The organism is Roseibium sp., from assembly GCF_965232425.1.
GTDB lineage: Bacteria > Pseudomonadota > Alphaproteobacteria > Rhizobiales > Stappiaceae > Roseibium.
The window spans coordinates 5,708,487-5,730,147 of record NZ_OZ246971.1; the positions used below are offsets into that span (position 1 = coordinate 5,708,487).

Annotated in this window: 19 protein-coding genes, 1 tRNA gene and 1 pseudogene; 13 read left to right on the top strand and 8 right to left on the bottom strand. The window is 58.2% G+C overall.

Annotation, left to right across the window (positions count from 1 at the left end; genetic code table 11):
* The first annotated feature begins 49 nt into the window (after window positions 1-49).
* On the top strand, window positions 50-349 hold the full coding sequence (locus tag ACO08A_RS26095; protein ID WP_422038762.1) for a hypothetical protein: 300 nt from the start codon (window positions 50-52) through the stop codon (window positions 347-349).
* Here ACO08A_RS26095 and ACO08A_RS26100 read toward each other — a convergent pair.
* Window positions 341-1,675, bottom strand: coding sequence for a tetratricopeptide repeat protein (locus ACO08A_RS26100; protein WP_422041850.1), 1,335 nt, complete (start codon window positions 1,673-1,675; stop codon window positions 341-343). The two genes, ACO08A_RS26095 and ACO08A_RS26100, sit on opposite strands and share 9 nt — an antisense overlap.
* A gap of 9 nt (window positions 1,676-1,684) precedes the next feature.
* Window positions 1,685-2,335 (bottom strand): annotated as a pseudogene (locus tag ACO08A_RS26105) (AfsR/SARP family transcriptional regulator); the annotation flags it as partial.
* A 180-nt stretch (window positions 2,336-2,515) separates the two neighbouring features.
* Between ACO08A_RS26105 and ACO08A_RS26110 the strand changes: the two are divergent.
* The 4 genes from ACO08A_RS26110 (at window position 2,516) to ACO08A_RS26125 (ending at window position 8,907) form a co-directional block, all read left to right on the top strand.
* A complete protein-coding gene (locus tag ACO08A_RS26110; RefSeq protein ID WP_306145079.1) occupies window positions 2,516-2,764 on the top strand; it encodes a hypothetical protein in 249 nt (82 codons plus the stop codon).
* 1,023 nt (window positions 2,765-3,787) lie between these two features.
* The gene (locus ACO08A_RS26115; protein WP_422038763.1) at window positions 3,788-5,539 is read left to right on the top strand and encodes a B12-binding domain-containing radical SAM protein; all 1,752 of its coding nucleotides are present in this window, start codon (window positions 3,788-3,790) and stop codon (window positions 5,537-5,539) included.
* A 473-nt stretch (window positions 5,540-6,012) separates the two neighbouring features.
* Window positions 6,013-8,133, top strand: a complete 2,121-nt coding sequence (locus tag ACO08A_RS26120) for an autotransporter domain-containing protein (RefSeq protein ID WP_422038764.1) — start codon at window positions 6,013-6,015, stop codon at window positions 8,131-8,133.
* 222 nt (window positions 8,134-8,355) lie between these two features.
* Window positions 8,356-8,907 (top strand): hypothetical protein, encoded by a 552-nt coding sequence (locus tag ACO08A_RS26125; protein WP_422038765.1) that lies wholly within the window; start codon window positions 8,356-8,358, stop codon window positions 8,905-8,907.
* 344 nt (window positions 8,908-9,251) lie between these two features.
* Here the strand turns inward: ACO08A_RS26125 and ACO08A_RS26130 are convergent.
* Together ACO08A_RS26130 and ACO08A_RS26135 are read right to left on the bottom strand one after the other, a co-directional pair.
* Window positions 9,252-9,328 (bottom strand) — tRNA-Arg (locus ACO08A_RS26130).
* 142 nt (window positions 9,329-9,470) lie between these two features.
* Window positions 9,471-9,776: an ETC complex I subunit gene (locus ACO08A_RS26135; RefSeq protein WP_319387289.1), complete on the bottom strand. Its 306-nt coding sequence runs from the start codon at window positions 9,774-9,776 to the stop codon at window positions 9,471-9,473.
* Window positions 9,777-10,099: 323 nt separating this feature from the next.
* On the opposite strand from ACO08A_RS26135, the gene ACO08A_RS26140 reads away from it, so the two are divergent.
* Window positions 10,100-10,333: a hypothetical protein gene (locus ACO08A_RS26140; protein WP_422038766.1), complete on the top strand. Its 234-nt coding sequence runs from the start codon at window positions 10,100-10,102 to the stop codon at window positions 10,331-10,333.
* A gap of 44 nt (window positions 10,334-10,377) precedes the next feature.
* Here the strand turns inward: ACO08A_RS26140 and ACO08A_RS26145 are convergent, their stop codons facing one another.
* Complete coding sequence (locus ACO08A_RS26145; RefSeq protein ID WP_422038767.1) at window positions 10,378-11,418, bottom strand: PLP-dependent cysteine synthase family protein; 1,041 nt, start codon at window positions 11,416-11,418, stop codon at window positions 10,378-10,380.
* A 217-nt stretch (window positions 11,419-11,635) separates the two neighbouring features.
* Window positions 11,636-12,433: a hypothetical protein gene (locus tag ACO08A_RS26150; RefSeq protein WP_422038768.1), complete on the bottom strand. Its 798-nt coding sequence runs from the start codon at window positions 12,431-12,433 to the stop codon at window positions 11,636-11,638.
* Window positions 12,434-12,973: 540 nt separating this feature from the next.
* Between ACO08A_RS26150 and ACO08A_RS26155 the strand changes: the two genes are divergently transcribed.
* Window positions 12,974-13,774 carry a creatininase family protein gene (locus tag ACO08A_RS26155; RefSeq protein ID WP_422038769.1) on the top strand — a complete coding sequence of 267 codons (801 nt, stop codon included), beginning with the start codon at window positions 12,974-12,976 and terminating at the stop codon, window positions 13,772-13,774.
* Here ACO08A_RS26155 and ACO08A_RS26160 read toward each other — a convergent pair.
* A complete protein-coding gene (locus ACO08A_RS26160; RefSeq protein ID WP_422038770.1) occupies window positions 13,751-14,722 on the bottom strand; it encodes a LysR substrate-binding domain-containing protein in 972 nt (323 codons plus the stop codon). The two genes, ACO08A_RS26155 and ACO08A_RS26160, sit on opposite strands and share 24 nt — an antisense overlap.
* A 172-nt stretch (window positions 14,723-14,894) precedes the next feature.
* Here ACO08A_RS26160 and ACO08A_RS26165 point away from each other — a divergent pair, with 172 nt between their 5' ends.
* The 6 genes from ACO08A_RS26165 (at window position 14,895) to ACO08A_RS26190 (ending at window position 21,029) form a co-directional block, all read left to right on the top strand.
* Entirely contained in the window at window positions 14,895-15,905 is a 1,011-nt protein-coding gene (locus ACO08A_RS26165) for an ABC transporter substrate-binding protein (protein ID WP_422038771.1), read from the top strand.
* A gap of 152 nt (window positions 15,906-16,057) precedes the next feature.
* Window positions 16,058-16,819, top strand: coding sequence for an ABC transporter ATP-binding protein (locus ACO08A_RS26170; RefSeq protein ID WP_422041820.1), 762 nt, complete (start codon window positions 16,058-16,060; stop codon window positions 16,817-16,819).
* A complete protein-coding gene (locus tag ACO08A_RS26175; protein WP_422038772.1) occupies window positions 16,816-17,730 on the top strand; it encodes an ABC transporter permease in 915 nt (304 codons plus the stop codon). Before ACO08A_RS26170 ends, ACO08A_RS26175 begins: the two co-directional genes overlap by 4 nt.
* Entirely contained in the window at window positions 17,730-19,034 is a 1,305-nt protein-coding gene (locus ACO08A_RS26180) for a cytosine deaminase (RefSeq protein WP_422038773.1), read from the top strand. The genes ACO08A_RS26175 and ACO08A_RS26180 overlap by 1 nt, the downstream gene beginning before the upstream one ends.
* Before the next feature lie 2 nt (window positions 19,035-19,036).
* Window positions 19,037-20,443 (top strand): FAD-binding oxidoreductase, encoded by a 1,407-nt coding sequence (locus tag ACO08A_RS26185; protein ID WP_422038774.1) that lies wholly within the window; start codon window positions 19,037-19,039, stop codon window positions 20,441-20,443.
* Window positions 20,444-20,447: 4 nt separating this feature from the next.
* The gene (locus ACO08A_RS26190; RefSeq protein ID WP_422038775.1) at window positions 20,448-21,029 is read left to right on the top strand and encodes an NAD(P)H-dependent oxidoreductase; all 582 of its coding nucleotides are present in this window, start codon (window positions 20,448-20,450) and stop codon (window positions 21,027-21,029) included.
* A gap of 48 nt (window positions 21,030-21,077) precedes the next feature.
* Here the strand turns inward: ACO08A_RS26190 and ACO08A_RS26195 are convergent, their stop codons facing one another.
* Window positions 21,078-21,482, bottom strand: coding sequence for a RidA family protein (locus ACO08A_RS26195; RefSeq protein WP_422041821.1), 405 nt, complete (start codon window positions 21,480-21,482; stop codon window positions 21,078-21,080).
* Window positions 21,483-21,661 lie beyond the last annotated feature (179 nt).

A 21,661-nucleotide genomic window follows, 5' to 3' on the forward strand; every position in this document is an offset into this window, starting at 1 on the left:
GCCGCCCGCAGGTCTGCTGCGGGCGGCTTTTTCAATCGGAGGACAGAGATTGGCTAGATTTCCGCATTACAAAAGCAACGCAAAGGCCTTGGGAAAACTGATTGCCGCCGCGGCCACGGACCCAGCGCTTCAGGACTCTTTCCGCAAAGACCCAAAGTCTTTTCTGGAGAAAATCGGACTACCTAAACAGACCACGGAACTCATGCGTTTCAGTGTTGTTTGCGAAGCCGACACAAACCAAAAGGCCGTCGCGCTTCCCTACCGGCTGAATGCCGACAAACTGGAAAGAAAAGACGCGGATTATCTCGGTGCACTCTCGAACCTGTTTCCGCAGACCGCGTTAAACTGAGTACTCGCCCTTGAAAATGAACCGCTGAACAAGTTCGGCACCCTTGTCGTAGTTGGCGCGCACCCTTTCATTTTGAAAAAAGTTCACGCGCCGGCGCCAGTCCTCAGGGTCCTGAAATTCACCCGGCGAGTTTCGCAGAAGCGACAGCCTGTGTTCGCTGTAGCGTTCAAGGGTCTTGATCGCCTCCTCGCGGCGTCCGGAACATACCAGCGCGGCGACGCGCGTCGTCAAACCCTTGACGCTGACCCCGGTGCCTCTTTCGATCTGCTGCACTGCGCCTTCGTAGTCTTCCGCGGCAAAATAGATATTGGCCAGATACTCGTAAAACACGCGCGGCACGAATGCGAAAAGATCGAAGGCCTTTTCAGCCGTCAGCCTGGCTTCGTCGACATCGCCCGAGAACGCCAGTCCTTCGGCAACGGACATCAGGTTCGCGGGATCTGCAGAACTGAGACGGCCCGCGTTGTAAAACGCACGTCTTGCTTCCTCGGGCATGTTGGAGAGAATGAGCGCCCAACCGTAAACCCGCTGGTTCACCGCCTGCCAGGGATCGAGGACGATGGCCTGCTCGGCCGTGTTCAGCAACTCGCCGAAATTCTCCGTCGTCGCGCGGTCATGAAGCGGAAAATGCAGCGCCTGCTTCATGATGATCGACGCCTTGCCGGCATAGGTCCTGGAAAACTGCTTGTTTGTCCTTTGCATGTCGTTGAGAAGATGCATCGCCTTTTCATCGGAATGCGGCGTGAAGTCCCACAACAACGCTTCCACCTGGCACCATCGCGCGAAGATCGATGTGTTCGCAGGATTGCGCAACCGTTCCGTGGCATGCGAGTGCACGCGGCTGACAATATGGCTGGCGGCCGGTGAAATGCCGTTCCAGAAAGAAAGATCCACGATTTCGTTGAAAACGATCTGACCGCTGCCGCGATCCTCGAACTGCACAACGACCTTGCCCGAGCGGTCGTCGTACCTGAACCGCATCAGGTAGCTTCCGAGTTCATGCCCTTCGACCAGGGTCGCCGACGGGGCGTTTTCCTCTCCGAAATATTCCGTCTGGTAGAGATCGAAGGACCTGAACGACGACAATCCGGAAACGATTTCCTCCCGAAGGTAGATGGCGTCATTCAGGCCGGACTTGGAAAGGGATGCCGAAACGACCGAAATCTCGGGCAGCCTGACGATGTTGTCGGAATTCGAGAGCGCTGTCGTCAGCGGCCGCACCTCGCCCGGGCGCTTGAACTCGCGTGTGTGCCAGCTGTCTTCGTCATCCTCCTTCAGGAGCGCACGCGTTTCCTCATCGGGTTCGGCATCCAGATGAATGCGCATCTCGCGTTCGCAGGCCTTGAATTGCTGCCTTGCCCGCTCTCCCTGGCCGAGCGCGATGTAAAGACTGATCAGGACACGATGTGCCGGCTCGAACGCCGGATCCATTTTCAACAGGAAACGGGCACCGGCTTCGACCTGATCTCCCCCGTCTGCGGTGGAAATCTGGTTGAGGTGCCTGAACGCAGCCGTAACCACTTCGGAGCGAATACGTTCGCGTTCGACTTGAAGCCAATCGGAAAATTCTGGATCAATGTCCTCAAAACCCGCGAGAAAATCTCCTCGCCAAAGCTCTTCTGCGGCCTGAAAATCCTTCGCGCTGCCTCTTTCAAGGTGCGTGGAAAGAAGCGCCAGATCGGACGAAAACTCCGACTGATCAAGCTTGACGTCATTGCTGGTAGCGTGAACGACATCGTGACCAACCGCCTGCTCCGCGGTCTTCAACTGACGCAGCGCCTGGCGCAGGGATTGCATCGCTTTCGGCCGTTCTGCATTGCTCCACAGAAGGTCCGCAAGCGTTTCTCTGGGCGCGTTCATACCACTGACGCGGCTCAAATAGCCCATTATCGCCAGAGCCTTACGAGTCTTGACCGCAGCGGGCTCGCCATTTTTGCTTAGGAGCAACGGCCGTCCAAGGCATGCAAAGCATGACGCGTTTGCCATTCATTCCCCGTATTTCCATCACGCATTGTCGTTTGTTTTAACACTCGCGAGCGAATGTCTCACAACCTGATATACAACAATACTTTATCACGCTAGTATCACGCTGCAACAGCATGCTTCTCGTGGATGGTTACGGCAGCTTCGCTGCGAACGGAAATTCGAATACTGGTGGGTATAACAATGTCAAAGACAGTTAGTAAGTCTGAACGCATTTCAAATGAGCAGGAACCCGCGGTTGAAGCGATCAAACGGATGATCCGCTACACCAAGAAAGAGGCCGACAAGGACGGTCGTACTTTCTGCTCTTATTGCCTGGATATGGCACTTCAGTCGCTTGAAGACGGGTCTGAAGAGCTTGATATGATTCTGAAGACGAAAATCACGCCGTTGATGGTCGGACAGCCTAACTCGGAACAGCGGAAGTCCTGAAGACCGTCACTGATCTGAAACGTTTGCTGGAAACACCGGTTCGCTCCGAGCGATCCGGTGTTCCATCCACAAGCGCGTAACCGAAAGCAGCGACTTTTCCGGTTTTGCGGGCGCGAATTCAGGCAAGCCAACCGCACCCATGGCGGGACAGCCATTCAAGACGCGACAAGACGCGCAACTCTTCCCCTTCACAGATATCGGATTTTTCGGAAACTGCCACGAATGCGGCGGACCCGTTGTGCCTGCCCTGCATCCGGCGATGCCGTGTTTTCGCAGACATCGACACAGAAAAAGGACGCTGGCCTAAACCAGCGCCCCCCTGCGTTAAAGGAAGATTTTGCTTTGACAATAAGCGCTGAGCAGTCACCGCTTGTCAAAACTCTCCACTTTTACACTGACTTGGCTTCTCTGGAGAACCCAAGCCCACGAACGCGAAAACACAAGGTTTCCAGTCCGCGCCGATCAAACGGATTACCCGCCGTTACCGGTCTACCGGGACGCCCTTCGCTTCACGTGAATGCGTCCGGCGTTCCCCATGTGGCGCCCAGAAATAGCCCGAACCCATCAGATGGCCTCGCACCAACCCTGGCATGGGCTACCGGTCGTTGGGCCTTGACTGCGTTTGCCAATCCGCTCTCAGCACCGAACCAGTAGTGATATAATAGTGCCCAAACTACTTTCGACTGTCCAGTACTCTTCATGTATTTCAACAGATTACGCTAAGTCTGTTGAAAACTTGTTGATAAAAGAACCAGAATTATACTGCGACGCACAAGACTCGCCCCAATCACTTCTGAAATCAAAAGTAAATTCTGTTTTGCACCGCAAATTAGCGCCTGTCCTTGCAAACAGCTCGCAACCGTCACGCTGCCGGCAGCAGATTTCAAAAAGTGTTCCTGCCCTCCAAAAACCACCCAACAATTATTCCCTTGCGGCAGATCGCCTGTTCCGCAAAGATAAACCCGCGTGCTTGAGGTCGCGGAAACACTGCCAAACCGATTTGCAATGAGAGTCCGGAGATTCATGTCCAAGCGCTTTGCAATCCTGCTGATCAAACCTTCACATTACGATGATGAGGGTTACGTAATTCAGTGGGTGCGCGCACCGATCCCTTCGAACTCGCTGGCCTCCGTTTACGGCCTCATCAAGGACTGTGCGGAGAGACGGACACTCGGTGACGATGTGGCGATCGAAATCGAAGTGATCGACGAAACCAACACCAAGGTGGACGTCGCCAAACTGGCCAGATCCCTGAAACAGGCCGACGGCTGTCTTGTCGGGCTGGTGGGTGTCCAGACAAACCAGTTTCCCCGGGCAGTCGATATCGCGAGGGAATTCATCGCAGAAGGAATTCCGGTTGCCGCGGGCGGATTTCACGCCGCAGGCAGTATATCCATGCTCCCGGAGGTACCTCCCGAGATTGTCAAGGCACAGGAGATGGGTCTCAGCATGTACGCGGGGGAAGCCGAAGGGCGCATGGACGCGCTGCTTGCCGATGCCTGGGCCGGACAGCTCAAGCCGCTCTACAACTTCATGAAGGATCTGCCTCACCTTGAGGGCGCAATTCAGCCGATCCTGCCGGCAGACGCCGTTCGCAAGATGGCAGGCGCCTATACCAGCTTCGACGCGGGGCGCGGCTGCCCTTTCCAATGCTCGTTCTGTACGATCATCAATGTCCAGGGACGCAAGTCGCGCTTCAGAACGCCCGATGATGTCGAGGCGATCATCCGGGCCAATGCGGCGCAGAAAATTCGCCGGTTCTTCATAACGGACGACGATTTTGCCCGGAACAAGAACTGGGAAGCGATCCTGGACCGTCTGATCTGGCTTCGCGAGGAGGAAGGGCTGAAGTTCAAGCTGGTGCTGCAGGTCGATACGCTTTGCTACCGCCTCCCCGGCTTCATTGAAAAGGCGGCCCGGGCAGGCTGTGCCCGCGTCTTCATCGGGCTGGAAAACATCGATCCCGATGCCCTGACCGCGGCCAAGAAACGCCAGAACAAGATCTGGGAATACCGCAAGATGCTCCAGGCCTGGAAGGATGCCGGCGTGATCACCTATGCCGGATACATACTCGGGTTCCCGGACGACACGCCGGACAAGATCCGGCGCAACATTGAAATCATCAAGAAGGAGCTTCCGCTCGATCTGATCGAGTTTTTCTACCTGACACCCCTGCCCGGCTCAGAGGATCACAAGGTGCTTTCGTCCAAGGATGTCTGGATGGATCCGGACTTCAACAAGTATGACCTCAATCACCGCGTCACCCATCACCCGATCATGAGCGATGCGGACTGGGAGAAAGTCTATTTCGACAGCTGGAAGCAGTTCTACACGCCTGAACATGTGGAAACGGTGCTTCGGCGGGATGCCGCGCGCGGCGCCAGAACCAAGGCGCTTTATTCATCGATGATCCATTTCCTCGGAGCGATCCTGATCGAGAAGGTTCACCCGCTTGAATGCGGCATCGTCAGGCGCAAGCATCGCGACCAGCGCAGATACGGAATGAAGCTCGAGAACCCGCTCGTGTTTTATCCCAAACGCGCCGTGGAGGCGGTCTGGGTCGCATTTTCCTGGGCACGCCTTTTTCTCAAGTTCCGGCCCGCCATGAAGCGCGTGCTGGCCGACGAGAACCGCAAATCCTACACGGATCTGGCGCTCACCCCGACAAGCGCAGCCGAAGAGCAGGACATGGAACTCATCCAGGTGTTCAAGGAAGCTATTCCCAACACGCACGGAGCACCTGAAGTGGCAAAAAAGGCGGCCGCGATGAAATAGCGGCTGCAGGGTTTGCATTGCCGACCGGCCCAGAAAAACGGGCGCTGCGATCGATGACCTGTTCTGCGAAAATCATGCGGGCATGATGGGCATTGCCGTCAATCCAGACTTCGCCAACAAACGCCGGACATACGCTTACGCCACGTCCAGGATGCGCGACCCCACACGAACAGACTGATGCCCTTGTGACCGCCGAATACAAACCTGTCCCATCGTTCAAAGCACCGAACGGCTGCAGGCTTTCAACGCGCCATTGCGGAAGGGAACATCGCTTCAACATGTATCCAAAGAATTGGCAGGCAAATCTTGAGGATTGTGTTTCCCGGCACATGCAGCGGCGTCCGGCCGGCATGCGGATAGGTGTCCCGTTTTCTGTCGTTTTCTTGGTGTAATTTGAGTTTTTAGTTTCCTCCAATGAATCAGGTGCTAAACAAGAAACGTGTGGGGGACGTCCGATTCGCGAGACGTCCGGAATGCCAAGTTTTCCCCGTCGGCTTCTGCCGACCATCCTTTCCGCCTGTCCACTTTTCCTTGTGCTGGCATCCCATGCCCGTTCCCAGGACCTCATCATTGACGGCCCGGTCACCGATACGCAGGTGATCGACGGTGTTCCCTATGACACGATCATCGTTACCGGTGACGGCAGCGTCACCGTCGACGGCTCCCTGCAGAACGGTGTCTACAGCACAGCAGCCCGGAACAGGATCATCAACGACGGCAGTGTCACGACGACCGGGTTCAGCGCGATTGCCATCTTCAACAACGGCGCCGACACGACAATCGTCAACAGCGGCAACATTCGGACAACGCAAAACCAGTCACAGGCGATCGTCAATGGGGCCGACGACACCGCGATCACCAACAACGGTGATATCTGGAGCACCGGGAACGGTGCGGACGGGATACTCAACATCTCCGGAGACCGCGCCAGCATCATCAACAGCGGTGATATCCGGACATTTGGGACGGGCGCATACGGGATTGTCAGCACCGGCACCAGCGGAGACTACGCAGACTACGCCACGATCATCAACGGTGGCGATATCCGGACCGCCGGGAGTGGTGCGGACGGGATTGTCAACGACAACGGAACATACGCAACGATTTCAAACAGCGGCGCTATCCGAACATCCGGAAACGGTGCGGACGGGATTGCCAACGATGAAGGAACCCATGTCTCTATCACCAATACCGGTCATATCTGGACGCGTGGACTTGATGCCGACGGGATATCAAACAACGACGGAACGACTGTCACTATCACCAACAGCGGCGCAATCATAAGCGAGACCAGTGATGCCATCTTTGTTCGTGCCTTGTCCTTTGCAACCACTGTCAATCTCAACGCGCCTTCCTTTCTCGGCGGTGCCATCACCTTCGAATCCGAGACGACGCTGAACATCAACACCGGAGCTTCGCATTCGGTGCTTTGGCAGCTGCCGGTAACCAATGTCGCGGGCGGCACCCCCAACTTCTCCGGCCCTGTCCCCTGGTTCCATGACAGCACAACCGGCCAGTTCGCCACCTTCGACCCGACCGGGCTGACTGCCAGCTTCAACCAGATGGCCATCACCGCCAAGATGCTCGGGCGTCTCGGGCGCTACGGCCTCCGGCAGGCGGGCCGGGGCGGATCTGTTAGTGCTCAGTCGTCTGCACTCACCTATGGCGAAGGTGGGACGCAAAGCTCCGGGGCCTTCGACGTGCTGCTGGCCACCAATTCCGCGCCGGAAACAGCTTTTGGACTCAAGACCGGCTCCTTCTGGCTCACCGGGTTCGGCGGCGAAGCCAATCATGACGGCGATGACGTCACTCTCGACTACAGCATCGATCAAGTCGGCGCGGCCCTCGGTTATGCCTGGAACCAGTCGCGCGACATGCGCCTTGGTTTCATGGCAGGCTACATGAACGGCTCCATCACTGCGGAAAGCACCTGGACGGATTCCCAGGATATCACCAGCAACGGCGTCTTTGCCGGGGTCCATGGCGACCGGCGCTTCGGACGCGTTACCCTCGGGCTCGGCCTTTCCGGCGGCTGGCAGACCAGTGACAGCAGCCGCTTCGTCAACGACAACACCGCCCTCACCGGCGGTCTCACGCTTGGCGAAAGCACCGCCGACGCCTCCTATGACAGCTGGTTCGTGACCCCGGAAGCCGCACTCTTCGCTGACATAGCGCTTGGGCGAGCCGGCATCGTGCTGACACCCTCCATACGCGGGCGCTATGCGCTGCAGCAGACGGGCAGCTACACAGAAACCGGCTCTGCCGCCAATGCCACGGTGGACAGCCATACGTTCGGGGTTGCGGAAGGTGACTTTGAACTGGCGGTCTCCAGAAGCCTCGGCTTGGCAACCTTGAGCGGGCGTGCAGGATATCTAGTGCGCAGTTCCACCGGCGACGACGATGTGCCGGTCACGCTGCTCGGCATCACCAATTCCATCGGCCTCGGCGAAACCGACCGCTCCGCTGCCTATCTCGGTGCGGGGCTGGACTTGAACCTCGGCCCGCAGGCCAGCTTCACCCTCGACGGTCAGGGCTATCTGTCCGATGACGTTGACGCACTGGAGGGCATGGCCCGCCTCTCGATCCGTTTCTGATGAGAATTGTGTGCCCCGCAACGTGCACCGTCCCGGACCTGATCCAGGACCTGCCGAGCACCTTACCGGGGGCCCCGGCGCAGGGCCGGGGCGGCGAACAAAGACGCCAGCTGTATCGCTTGAAAGCGGCCGCACCCGCGGCACGACGTTTCTATTGTGAAACACGCGATCTCTCTCAAGATGTAATTTTCACAACAACAATCAAAACAGGAGGAAAGACCCTTGCGCCACATTCTGATCACCCTGCTGCTCGCTCTGATCGCGTTGCCGGCGTTTGCCGATATCGAAGCGCCGCAAGGCCATGTGCTCGTGACGCTGGGTGGCGCTGTAACCGAAACCAACCTGCCCGCAAGAAGCGAAACCGATGGCGGTCTCCTCGGGTTCCACGACATCAGCTATGACAAGGCGGTCGGCTTCGACGCAGCCATGCTGAATGCAATGGAACAGGTCGAGATCACGGTCCTTTATGGTCCGAAAGACAAACAGCGGGAAATCTCCTTCTCCGGACCGCTGCTGTCCGAAGTCATGGAAACCGCGGGTGCGGGCGGCAAAACCGCGTGGCCGCTGGCCATGGACGGCTACCAGGCGGAAATCTCGTGGCAGAGCATCGACACGCATCGACCCATTCTGGCAACCCATTCGAACGGTGTCCCGATGGGGATCGGCGGCTTCGGGCCAACGATGATCGTGTTTCCGCCTGTCGAAGATGAAAACCTGACGGAAGAACATGCCCGCCAGCAGGTCTGGGCGATCGCCTATATCGGGATCGAGTGATTGATTGCCTTTGCGTTGAGACGTCCGAAGGCAAATGCAGCAAAGCCGCTTGTATCGGTTTGCCCCAGAGAAACTGGCTCCAGGAACCCGAACCTTCGCCGCGGTTGGCAGGTTGACGCCTTGAAAGCCTGTCCTCATCCAGAGGAGGACCGACCGGTCCGTCTCGAAGGAGCAGCGGCACATTCGGAGCCGCGTGGCCCATCCCCCGAGGCTCCGCTGCGCTCCGCACCTCAGGATGAGGACGGATTGCCCCGCTTTAGAAACTGCCTGGTTCTGCGTTGAAAGGTGGTTCGACGCAGAACCTCGGCACAAGAAACCGAATTTTCAAAACGAGATCAGGAAGGTGGCGACCCCGGCAGGATTCGAACCTGCGACCATTCGCTTAGAAGGCGAGTGCTCTATCCAGCTGAGCTACGGGGCCTGAAATCAAACCAGCCGGGAGGCCGGTTGGACTACGTCTTAAAAACTGTTTTCGCAATCATGTCGATGCGGGTTTCGAGGTTTCAACAGGCAATCCTCGAACCGTCCAGCATCCGGGGACACGAGTTGCGCGGTCCGACGATTCAGTGGGTCCAGGGCGCGACCCGGTTGAACTTGAAATTGTCGGCATAGGCCGCGCCGCGCACCTTGCGTTCCTGCGCCTTTTCCACCCGGTGGGCGATGCCGTGGCGCTTGGCGTAGGCAACCGCCTCTTCCTGCGTGTCGAAATAAAGCTTCACCTGCTGCTTCATGTCGGACGACGACGTGTAGCCCATCAGCGGTTCAACGGATTTGGCGACCTCCGGTTCATAGTCCAGGACCCAACGCTGGGTCTTTGCCTTGCCGGACTGCATCGCGGTTTTTGCCGGACGATAGATGCGCGCAACCATGTCAACGTTCCCTGATCCGATGGTCGATGGTTCAACCTTCCGAAAAGCTTTTTCCCGTCTTTCACCTGGAAGTCAACACCGTTCTGTCACTCATGCCTTACAGTGACGTAAACGACGCGGGGTCAGAACAACGGCGTTCGTTGCGTAAACTTTCTGAATATTGACCCCATGGTGAGATGACAGGGACACGTAACTTGTGTTAATAGCTACTTTAGCGTGAAGGGAAAAAGTGTTCCTTTGATCCCCAAGCTTCTCGCGCTCAATAAGAATGCCGGCTGGAACGGTCGGCGCAGAACACAACATCCAGGCTACAGAGTGGGCGCATGCATCATCAGTTTCACAAGACGCTCGGGGCCTACGTTCCCGAACACGTCACCCCATCATCGACGTCGCCGCTCAAACTGAAGTCAGCCGTCGACAAGGCGAACCTTGGTGAAATGTGGGACATGATCCTGACGCTTGATTACGGCGTCTCCAACGTGAACGAGTTGCCGCACGACAGGCGCGACGAGTTTCTCAACGTGATGTCTCTCCTGCTCCAGGCCTTCGACCGCTAGGTGATGGACCCAGGAAGCCTCAAACCGGGCCTGAGCGTCCGGCCCTACCCCCATTCGCCGAGCGCGTCCGAATATGTGCTGATGTCGCCGATATGCTCGGCCACCCAGTCCGGATTGTAATAGGTATCCAGATAGCGTTCGCCGCTGTCGCACATCAGCGTCACGACTGAACCGCGCTCACCGCGTTCCATGATGTCGCGGGCAGCCTTCAAGGCCCCCCAGAGGTTTGTACCCGTCGACCCGCCGGCCCGTCTTCCGATACGCTTTTCCAGCCACAGGATGGTTGCAACGCTTGCCGCGTCCGGCACCTTGAGCATGGAATCGATCACGTCGGGTTGAAACGAAGCTTCCACCTGCGGCCGCCCGATGCCCTCGATCCGGCTGGACCTGGCCGAGGTGAGACTGCGGTCGCCGGACATGTAGCTTTCGTAGAAGACGGAATAATCCGGGTCGACGACCATCAGTTCCGTTTCGTGGCCCTTGTAGCGGATATAGCGACCGAGCGTTGCCGAGGTGCCACCGGTGCCGGCGCTCATGACGAACAGTCTCGGCACGGGATGAGGCTCGAACTCCATCTGCCGGTAGATGCTCTCCGCAATGTTGTTGTTTCCACGCCAGTCCGTTGCCCGTTCCGCAAAGGCGAACTGATCCATGAAAAATCCACCGATCGAGCGGGCGAGCTCCACCGATGCCCCGTGCATTTCCGGTGCCGACGCGACGTAGTGGACCTTGCCGCCGTAAAGCTCGATCAGCCGGATCTTGCTGTGTGCGGTGCTTTCTGGAACGACCGCAATGAAGGGAACACCGATCATCCTGGCGAAATAGGCTTCCGACACGGCCGTACTGCCCGATGATGCCTCGACAACAGTGGTGCCTTCCCTGATCTTGCCGTTGCAGAGCGCGTAAAGAAACAGCGATCGCGCAAGCCGGTGTTTGAGACTGCCCGTCGGGTGCGTGCTTTCGTCCTTCAGGTAGAGATCCACACCTTCCAGGCGGGGTATCTGCAGCTTGAAAAGATGCGTGTCCGCTGACCGATGTGCATCTGCGGTAATCTTTCCGACGGCCTTGGCAACCCAATGATCCATGCGGCCTCCCTTCCCATGATCCGACAGCCTTCCATTTCAGGCAGGATCTGACAAGAGCACACGTTTTTCTGCGTGTTGTTCACATTCTTTGATGCGCCAAGCACCAGATTGAAACTGGCGACGGACCGGCTTCAACCCGACAAAAATCCCGGGCACGCTGGCCCGGGATCAAGATCGGTACGATCGGGTGCCGCAGGACAGCGGCGTTCAACAGGTCTTACTCGGCTGCAAGCAGATCATCAGTTGCCTTTCTGCGCATTTCGTAACTCATGAGCTGGCTGAGATCGCTCGGACCTCCGACCTCGGTGACGAGGTCCGAACCGGAGAGCGCATTGCAGAACGGCCCGGCAAACCCGTTCGCCGACCGCGGGGACATGCAAGAAATGACGCGTGCGTTGGCATGTTCGGATGCAATGCGCCGGTGGACGCGCAACGTGGACATTGTCACCGGCGTGACCAGCAGGCTGGTATCGCTGTCCTGATGAACGTCGTGATCGGGAAACTTCGACTGGAGTTCGTTGACGATGACCGGTAACTCGCGATGTTCGTTTTCCCAGTTCAGGTAGGTGCCCAGTTGTCCGATCGATGCCTTTGTCCCGGCGAGGCAGACCCTCAGCGTGGCCGGACCGTTTTCGATGAGAGGTGCATCCTTGGCCGGATAAGCGCTGTTTTGAACAACCTTCACGAGATACTCGTAAAGATCATCCGAAAACGTATGTTCAACACGCTCGACCACCTCGTCACCGCTCCAAAGCTCTGCGCCGGAGGACGCAAACACGCCCCTGAACGCCTTTCTGACGCTGGTCGGCAGCCGCGCCATCAGTTCGTTGTAGGTCACGCTCGTCAAAAGGTAACATGGCCGCGAGTTCGCAAAGGTGCGAAGATAAACCGCAAAATCATGATCAATCTGGCAGCAGGTGCCGGGGACCAGCGCTGCCAGGTCAAACACGAAGACATCTTCAGCGTTTGACAAGGAGCGGCTGTCAAAAGACGTAAACTCGGCGTGGGAAAGCATAAGTAAACTCCTCCGGTTCATTCCTGAGGACTGGTTTGCAATTCCCTTGCCAAAATCTCAGCGGATTTCGACTGTAGTTTTTTCTTATATCTTTCAATAATTTAAACGTAAAAAATCCCACGCATTGTAAACAATTGCATTAACGGGAAACCTTAACGGGCAAAGCAATTCTCAAAATCGAACATTCCAATATTGAAACAGTTCCCGTTACGGCACTTCATTTAACTATAGCTATTAACAACTGCTCTTTTTTGGTCAAACATCTTTGCTTGAGCAGGCAAGGCGCAATAGTCGGGATCAGGCGGGCATCCGAGCAAGGAGTTTCGCCCGGGGATTGAACCCGGCGCAGGCCTGAAAATGTCTGCCACGTCTCGGGAGCAGTCGGGCTTACGGGTCTGGACCGGAGCACGAACGCCATGACAATGGACCTCCACCGTCCGCAAAAAGGCAGCATCCCGTGGACATAATGATGCTTCTCATGCCGCACCGATTTTCCTACGCCAATCAGGGAACGTGTTTTTGTGATTTGAGGAAACGCAGATGGCAAAGTGTTTTTACTGGAATGAACTGAACACGTCCGACTTTGCCGATCTGGATCCCGAACGTGTCATCGCGATCCTTCCGACCGCCTCGACCGAACAGCACGGACCGCATTTGCCGATCTCGACGGATGTCTCGATCGCGCGCGGCATGCTGGAGGAAATGCGCCGGCAAATGCCCGAAGACCTTGATGTTCTCGTGTTGCCGGTACAGGAAATCGGCAAGGCCAACGAACACAAATATGGTCCGGGCACGCTTTCGCTCGGAGCCGACCTGTTGATCCCCGTTTGGACGGCGATCGGCGAAAAGGTCAACGAGGCGGGCGTGCGGAAAATGGTCATCGTGAATTCGCACGGCGGCAATACGGACATTATCAGCATTGTTTCCAGGGAACTTCGCGTGCGCTTCGACATGGCCGTTCTGGTGACGCACTGGAGCCGGTTCGGACACCCGGCGGGACTGATTTCGGAGCACGAGTCCCGTTTCGGCATTCATGGCGGCGATGTCGAAACCTCGCTGATGCTGCATTTCCGTCCCGATCTTGTCCGGATGGAAAACGCCGAAAACTTCCGGTCCAGAGCCGAGGACATGAAAGCCGCCTCGAAGTACATTCAGCCGACACCGCCGCATGCGCTGGCCTGGATTGCGCACGACCTCAATCCGGCCGGTGTGGTCGGTGATGCCTCCAATGCGACGGCCGACAAGGGGTCGGCCATCTGCGCGCACCAGGTGTCCGGCTTCATCGACATGCTGAACGACTTCGCCGCGTATCCGCTGTCAGGTCTTTATCGGCCCGAATGATCCCCTTTGTGCCGGCAGATTGCCATCTTTCTGCAGGTCCGCGACCAGTGCGCCGAGTTCCTTCAGCAGAAACTCGATGAAGAGGCTTGTCGACGCATCCACCGAGGCCCTCGCCCGGGTGAAAAGCTTCATCGGCTGGTGATGGGTTTGCATGGCGGCGAGCGGACGGAACACCAGTTCGCCGCGCCGGCACTCGGCAACCACATCAAGCGGATTCAGCAGGCTTATGCCTATCCCCCGGCGGACCAGCTGCCGCACGGTCTCCGATGAATTCGTTTCCAGGACCGGCTCGACGGGCACCGGGACCGAGGACAGGACAAGATTGATGACATCCCTCAGACTTGTTCCCGATTGCGCCAGCACCATGCGCTCCTGCACAAGGTCCACGAGATCGACGGGGCCGGTGCCGGCCGCGAGCCTGTGCTCCGGCGGCACGACCGCACCGATGGGAATATCGAACGTTGCAAGGGTACGGATGCCCGGCATCGCCGCGATGTTGAAACCAAGGCCAATGTCCACGTCGCCTGTCAGGACCGGATTGACCGTGGTGGTTCCCCCATCGCTGCGCAGCTTGATATGAACCCTCGGGTTCTGTTCGATGAACTGTCCGATAATCTCCGGCAGCGGCCCTGAAGCGAGTCCCACGGTCGTGACCAGCGAAATGCGCCCGGCCTGCGGCATCTTGAGTGCCCTGATGCGGGTTTCGAGTTTCGAAAAATCCTTCAGGACGTCGCGCACGTGCTCAATGCACAGTTCCCCGGCGGCCGTGAGGCGAAGGCCCCGCGGGAGCCGCTCAAACAGCGGCACTCCGAATTCTTCCTCCAGCGCAAGGATTTGGCGGTTGATCGCGGAAGACGAGACATTGAGGCGATCCGCGGCTTTGCGGATCGACCCCGACCGGGCGATCTCGTCAAGATACTGAAGTTTGCGGGAATGTAACTGCGTCAACGACCGCCTCCTTTTTGTGCATGAAGCACAAATGATCACCACCCGAAATACGTGATGACTAATAGTCATCACTGCAGGCGAATTTTGATGCTTTTCAACGCGCACTTCAAGGGCTCAAATATTATCGAAAAGTACGGTTACGCGGCAGATTTGCTTAATTGGAGGGTATGAAATGACCGTTTTCCCGTCTGCAAGGACGCTTCTTGCAACTGTTCTCTTGGCCGGAACCGCGACTGCGCCGGCCCTCGCCCTGGACGAGGTCACCTACGGCACCAACTGGCTGGCTCAGGCGGAGCACGGTGGCTTCTATCAGGCGGTCGCCGATGGCACCTACGAGAAATACGGCCTGAAGGTCACCATTGCACCCGGTGGCCCGCAGGCAGCAAATGACGCCCTCCTGATCTCCGGCAAGATCGATTTTTACATGGGCGGCACGCTCAAGGGGTTCGACTATGTCAAGGAAGGCATTCCGCTGGTCAACGTCGCCAGCATGTTCCAGAAGGATCCCCAGATCCTGACCGCTCACCCCGATCAGGGCATTGAAAAGTTCACCGACCTGACGAAGCTCGACACCATCTTCATGGGCAAGGACGGGTACGTTACCTACTTCGAATGGATGAAGAAGAATTTCGACGGCTTCACCGACGCGCAATACAAGCCCTACACGTTCAATCCGGCGCCGTTCATCGTCGATCCGAAATCAGGTCAGCAGGGCTACCTGACCTCCGAGCCATACGAAATCGAGAAACAGGCCGGCTGGGCGCCGAAGGTGTTCCTTCTGGCTGACGAGGGCTGGACGCCCTATTCCACGATGATCACCACATCCAAGGCCCTGGTCGACGAGAACCCTGACCTGGTTCAGCGTTTCGTCGATGCGTCCATCGAAGGCTGGTACAACTATCTTTATGGCGACAATGCCGCCGCAAACGAGCTGATCAAGAAAGACAACCCGGAAATGACCGACGGGCAGCTCGCGTATTCCCTCGCCAAGATGAAGGAATACGGTATCGTCGATTCAGGCGACACGCTTGAAAAAGGCATCGGCTGCATGACCGATGCGCATTTCGAGGCGTTTTTCGACACGCTTGCCTCGATCGAGGTTGTCGATCCGACCCTTGACTACAAGCAGTCATATACCGTTGAGTTCGTCTGTAAGGGTGTTGGTCTCGACCTGAAAAAGTAAGGTCGAACCGGCGTTTTTTCCGCCCCGCGTGACGACGTGCGGGGCGGCGCTCACACTTTCCAGAGTTCAAGATGGTCATAGCCGAACAAGGCAGCTCAGAAACGCACCTGCAACCGACCGCCGACGTCAAAGCCTCTCGCTCCCTTGTCGAGATGACGAATGTCACCAAGGTCTTCTCAAACGGCACCGTTGCCCTTTCGGACATGACGATGACGGTCATGCCGGGCGAATTCATAAGCCTGCTCGGCCCGTCCGGCTGCGGAAAATCGACCGCCCTCAGGATCATCGCCGGGCTTGGCGGCATCTCTGAGGGGATCATCGACTGGCCGAGTTTCAGGATCAACGCGCGCGGTCTTCCGGACGGCGACATCAGTTTCGTGTTTCAGGAACCGACCCTGATGCCATGGCAGACCGTCTTCGGGAATGTCTACCTGCCGATGCGCCTCAAGGGCATTTCCAGGAAAGCCGCGAACGACCGCATCATGTCCGCGCTGGAAAGCGTCGGGCTTGCCGATTTCCACGAGGCCTATCCGAGGGAACTCTCCGGCGGCATGAAAATGCGGGTTTCGATTGCGCGTGCTCTCGTTACGGAACCCAAGCTTCTTCTCATGGACGAGCCTTTTGCCGCACTCGACGAGATTACCCGCCAGAAACTCAACGACGACGTTCTGGCGCTTTGGAAATCGACGGGGATAACGGTCGTTTTCGTGACGCATTCGGTGTTTGAATCCGCCTACCTCGCCAACCGGATCGTTGTCATGAAGGCCAGGCCGGGCCGCGTCGATTCCGATTTTCCGCTTCACACAAGTCTGGAGCGGGACAGTCACTACCGGACCTCGGAGGAGTACCGTCAGGCCTGCTCCGAAGTCTCTGCAAGATTGTCCGAAGCGATGGGGGGCGAGGAACACGCATGACAGTCCCGGTCGAAAAGGTTCAGGTGAGCACCGAAAACAGGGACGGTATGGACAGCCTGTCCGCCAGTTCCGCGCGGCCTGGCGCCGTTCAGTTGCCGACAAAGGAAACCGCGGCCGCGCAAAAGCGCCGGGAGCGCCTTCTCACGATCTGCATACCGCTATGCGTGATCGCGTCGCTGATTGTCCTCTGGCATGTGGTCGTGACCGTCAACGAGATCCCGCACTACATCCTGCCCGGGCCGTGGCTGGTCGTGAACGCGCTGGTATCCGACTGGCATATCCTGCTGCCCGCGCTCTGGGTGACGACCAAGATCACGCTCATGTCGCTGGCGCTTGCACTGATCGGCGGCGGCGGGATGGCGATCCTGCTCGTCCAGTCGCGCTGGATCGAAACGGCGCTCTATCCGATCATGGTCATCCTGCAGGTCACACCGATCATCGCGATCGCGCCGCTGATCCTGATCTATGCCCCGACAACGCAGTCCGCGCTTCTGATCTGCGCCTTCGTGGTCGCGTTTTTCCCGATCCTCTCCAACATGGTTCAGGGGCTGAAGAGCGTCGACCACAATCTGCTCAATCTCTATGAACTCTACGGCGCGACCCGCTGGCAGACGCTGATCTATCTGAAACTGCCCTCGTGCCTGCCCTACTTCATGACCGGGCTCAGGATCGGTGGCGGACTGGCGCTGATCGCTGCGGTGGTGGCCGAGTTTGCCGCCGGCTCCGCCGGGGCGGGTTCGGGTCTTGCCTTCCGGCTCCTGGAATCCCAGTTCCGGCTCAACATTTCACGGCTGTTCGCAGCCCTCTTCCTTCTTGCCAGCCTCGGCGTCCTGATATTTGCACTCACCTCGTTCATTTCCTGGTGGACCCTGCATCGCTGGCATGAAAGCAGCCTGAAACGGGAAAACTGATGCAATTCGACCTTCCCACAGGAAACCGGTTTGCCCTGCGCTCCGCGACGCTTCCGGGCGTGCTTTCGCCGGAGGCCATCGGCGCGGTGAAGGACGGGCTGTGCGCAGCCGATCTTGTCATCTCCGACGGCAGGATCGAAGCCGTTCTGAAAGCCGGTTCCGCACCGGCAAATATCGACGGCGTCGACCTGGAAGACCGGATGGTCTGGCCCTGCTTCACCGACATGCACACGCATATCGACAAGGGCCATATCTGGGACCGGCAACCCAATTCGAGCGGCGATTTCGAGGGTGCCCTGACGGCGGTGCGGGCGGACCGGGAAGCCAACTGGCACGCGAAGGATGTCGAAACCCGCATGGATTTCTCCCTGCGCTGTGCCTATGCACATGGGACAAACCTGCTCCGAACCCATATCGACAGCCTGGCGCCGCAGCACCGGATCTCGTTCGAGGTCTTTTCGGATATGCGGACGCGCTGGAGCGATCGCATCAAGCTTCAGGCCGTTGCCCTCTTTCCGATCGACGCAATCGACGACGAGGTTTATTTCTCCGACCTCGTGAACGTCGTCGCGGCACATGGCGGCCTGCTCGGTGGTGTCACCTATCCGATGCCCGATCTCGACAGCCGTCTCGACCGGCTGTTTCAGGCAGCGTCCGGAAAGGGACTGGATATCGACCTCCACGTCGACGAAACGCAGGACGCCAGCGTGCTCACCCTCGCCGCCATCGCGGATGCAAAGCTGCGCAACGGCTTCGAAGGCGCGGTCACGGTCGGACACTGCTGTTCGCTTGCAAGACAGGACGAGGATACGGCCGCAGCAACCATCGCAAAGGTCAAGCGGGCCGGCCTTTCCGTTGTTTCCCTGCCGATGTGCAACATGTATCTGCAAGACCGGCATTCGGGCCGGACCCCGCGATCGCGCGGGATCACCTTGTTGCATGAACTCATGGCGGCGGACATACCCGTCGCGGTCGCTTCCGACAACACCCGCGATCCGTTCTATGCCTACGGAGATCTCGACATGGTGGAGGTCTTTCGCGAGGCTGTCAGGATCGCCCATCTCGACCACCCGCTCGATGATGCGGCCAAACTCGTGACCCGTGTACCGGCGGATATCCTTCAGGAACCGGGTGCCGGCCGGATTGCCAAGGGCCGCGCAGCCGATCTGGTTCTTTTCAACGCAAGAACCTGGAGCGAATTTCTGTCCCGTCCGCAAGCGGACCGCATCGTGATGCGGAATGGCATGGGCATCGACCGCCGCCTGCCGGACTATCGTGAACTTGACCCACTGATGAGAGGCTGACGATGGCCGACTACGAAAAGATCAAGGCTGAGCTCGATGGTGTGGCGGTGGAAGACAATCCGCGCCTCGTGCAGGCGAAAAGCCGGGACTTCTACTGGTATTCCCCGGTTCTGAAACGCCAGCTCGACAACGTGACCGGGGATTTGCTGGTCTCACCTAAGAACGAGGGCGAGGTCATCCGGGTCCTGAAAACCGCCTTTGCACACGGCGTTCCGGTAACACCGCGGGGAACAGGTACGGGCAATTACGGTCAGGCCATGCCACTCTCCGGCGGGATTGTGCTCGACATGTCGCGCATGGACGAGGTCAAGGAAATTGCTCCGGGGCGCGTTGTGTGCGGACCGGGGATCGTGATGGCCAAGCTGGATGCGCAGACACGTGATCATTCCGGCCAGGAACTGCGCTTTCATCCCTCAACGGCGCAGACGGCAACGATCGGCGGGTTTATTGCCGGCGGATCCGGAGGGGTGGGTTCGGTGCACTGGGGCGGCCTGCGCGACCTCGGCAACATCCTCCGCCTGCGTATCGTCACGATGGAGGCCGAACCGCGCGTGATCGAGCTTTCGACCTGGGATCTGCAGAAGGTCAGCCACGCCTACGGCACCAACGGCATCATCACCGAGGTCGAGATGCCCCTGACCACGGCATACGACTGGGTCGACGTGATCGTCGGCCACGACACTTTCATGGATGCCGTCGTTTTCTCCGACAGGCTCGCGCGCAGCAACGGCCTTCTCCTCAAGGAAGTCGCTCCAATCGCAGCGCCCATTCCCTTTGACTATTTCACCCGCCACAAACCCTGGCTGAAGGAAGGCGAAGCGGTGACCGTACTCATGGTCGCGCCGCAGTCCATGTCTGCTGTCCTGGCGCTTGCCGAGCGCATGAAGGGAAGTCTTCGGTTCCGTTCCGACGAAGTGGAGAGCATGAAGGGCATTCCGCACGCCTACGAGCTCGCCTGGAACCACACCACGTTGCGCGCGCTCAAGTTCGACAGCTCCTTCACCTACCTGCAGACGCAGTATCCAAGCCCCAACCACGTGGAACTCGTGCAAAAAACGACGGAAATGTTTCCCGGCGAGATCTTCGGGCACCTGGAATTCCTGCGGTTCGACGGTCAGGTTCAGTGCTCCGGCCTGCCGCTGATCCGATTCACCACGGAAGAGCGACTGGACGAGATCATCCGCCTGCACGAGGAAAACGGGTGCGCGGTCTTCAATCCGCACAGGTATACGCTGGAAGAAGGCGGCATGAAGCGCACGGACCAGGTGCAACTGGACTTCAAGAAGGAAACCGACCCGAAGGGCCTGCTCAATCCGGGCAAGATGATCGCCTGGGAAAATCCGGATTTCGACTTCAATGCCGGCGGAACCTATCTCTTCCCCGGGCTTCAATCTTTCACCGAGGCGTGAGCGAATGCGTGTTCTGGTTCTGCATTCCCACCCGCAGGAGGCAAGCTTCGGCCGCGCCCTCTTTCACAAGACCTGCGAAAGCCTGGAAAAGGGCGGCCATGAAGTCGATCGCTGCAATCTCTATGACGAAGGCTTCGACCCGGTCCTGTCCGCCCATGACCGGGACATCTACCACACGGTTCCGGACAACAGGGAACTCGTCGACGGCTATTGCGAGCGGCTGCAGGCCTGCGAGGCGCTCGTCCTGTGTACGCCGGTCTGGAATTTCGGCTTTCCGGCGATCCTGAAGGGGTATTTCGACCGGGTCTGGCTGCCCGGCGTTTCCTTCGACCTGGAGGACGGCAAGCTGACGCCGACACTGCGCCATATCCGGAAACTCGGGGCTGTGATGACCTATGGCGGCAGCCGGTGGCGCGCGCTGCTCGTCGGCGATCCGCCGCGCAAGATCGTCAAGCGCGTGATCCGCGCCCAGATCAAGATTGGTGCGCCGGTCAAATATCTCGCGCACTACGACATGAACAACTGCACGCCGGAAACGACCTCGGCCTTCCTGAACAAGGTCGGCGCGGAAATGGAACGTTTCTGACGCCGACCGTGTCTGCACATTTGGTTACGAGTCGGCCGCGGACCTCTTTCAGAGGATCTTCGCGGCCGTGACCTCGACTTCCACCAGGAACTCCGCGCGCGTAAAGCCGCCAACGACAAGCAGCGTCGAAACAGGCTTGATCGAACCGGTGTACCGGTCCCTCACCGCCATGTAGTCGGCGAAGTCTTCGCGCCGCGTGACGAACCCCGAGATCCGGATCACGTCCTCAAAGCTCATGTCCGCTTCGCGCAGGATCGCGCCGATTGCTTCGAAGCAGATCTCGGCCTGCCCGGTCACGTCCGCCGGGATTGTGTCATCCGGCCTGATGCCGAGCTGTCCGGACGTCACCAGGAGGCTTGCACCCGGAGGCACATGAAGGCCGTGATTATAGGCTCCGAAGGGCGCGCGCACCGACGGCGGATTGAAGGTTGTTTTTCCCGGATCGCTGGACATGGACTGGACGACTCGTTTGTTGGAGTTGGCGGACCGGTATCGATCCAGTCTACTCATATCATTTTCATGCCTGAAAAACGGGTCAACCACTGGCTAATAATGATATTTTACGCCCACCCCTGCAGACACTATCAATAATTGCATCACTTAGTTTGACAATTTCCACGTGTCATATATTC

Bases quoted from the DNA above. Each gene is read 5' to 3' on its own strand.
- ACO08A_RS26180 (WP_422038773.1), top strand. From the start codon at position 17,730: ATGCAATTCGACCTTCCCACAGGAAACCGGTTTGCCCTGCGCTCCGCG.
- ACO08A_RS26185 (WP_422038774.1), top strand. From the start codon at position 19,037: ATGGCCGACTACGAAAAGATCAAGGCTGAGCTCGATGGTGTGGCGGTG.
- ACO08A_RS26120 (WP_422038764.1), top strand. From the start codon at position 6,013: ATGCCAAGTTTTCCCCGTCGGCTTCTGCCGACCATCCTTTCCGCCTGT.
- ACO08A_RS26140 (WP_422038766.1), top strand. From the start codon at position 10,100: ATGCATCATCAGTTTCACAAGACGCTCGGGGCCTACGTTCCCGAACAC.
- ACO08A_RS26135 (WP_319387289.1), bottom strand. From the start codon at position 9,776: ATGGTTGCGCGCATCTATCGTCCGGCAAAAACCGCGATGCAGTCCGGC.
- ACO08A_RS26150 (WP_422038768.1), bottom strand. From the start codon at position 12,433: ATGCTTTCCCACGCCGAGTTTACGTCTTTTGACAGCCGCTCCTTGTCA.
- ACO08A_RS26115 (WP_422038763.1), top strand. From the start codon at position 3,788: ATGTCCAAGCGCTTTGCAATCCTGCTGATCAAACCTTCACATTACGAT.
- ACO08A_RS26195 (WP_422041821.1), bottom strand. From the start codon at position 21,482: ATGTCCAGCGATCCGGGAAAAACAACCTTCAATCCGCCGTCGGTGCGC.
- ACO08A_RS26155 (WP_422038769.1), top strand. From the start codon at position 12,974: ATGGCAAAGTGTTTTTACTGGAATGAACTGAACACGTCCGACTTTGCC.
- ACO08A_RS26170 (WP_422041820.1), top strand. From the start codon at position 16,058: ATGACGAATGTCACCAAGGTCTTCTCAAACGGCACCGTTGCCCTTTCG.
- ACO08A_RS26100 (WP_422041850.1), bottom strand. From the start codon at position 1,675: ATGCGCATTCATCTGGATGCCGAACCCGATGAGGAAACGCGTGCGCTC.
- ACO08A_RS26175 (WP_422038772.1), top strand. From the start codon at position 16,816: ATGACAGTCCCGGTCGAAAAGGTTCAGGTGAGCACCGAAAACAGGGAC.
- ACO08A_RS26190 (WP_422038775.1), top strand. From the start codon at position 20,448: ATGCGTGTTCTGGTTCTGCATTCCCACCCGCAGGAGGCAAGCTTCGGC.
- ACO08A_RS26110 (WP_306145079.1), top strand. From the start codon at position 2,516: ATGTCAAAGACAGTTAGTAAGTCTGAACGCATTTCAAATGAGCAGGAA.
- ACO08A_RS26145 (WP_422038767.1), bottom strand. From the start codon at position 11,418: ATGGATCATTGGGTTGCCAAGGCCGTCGGAAAGATTACCGCAGATGCA.
- ACO08A_RS26165 (WP_422038771.1), top strand. From the start codon at position 14,895: ATGACCGTTTTCCCGTCTGCAAGGACGCTTCTTGCAACTGTTCTCTTG.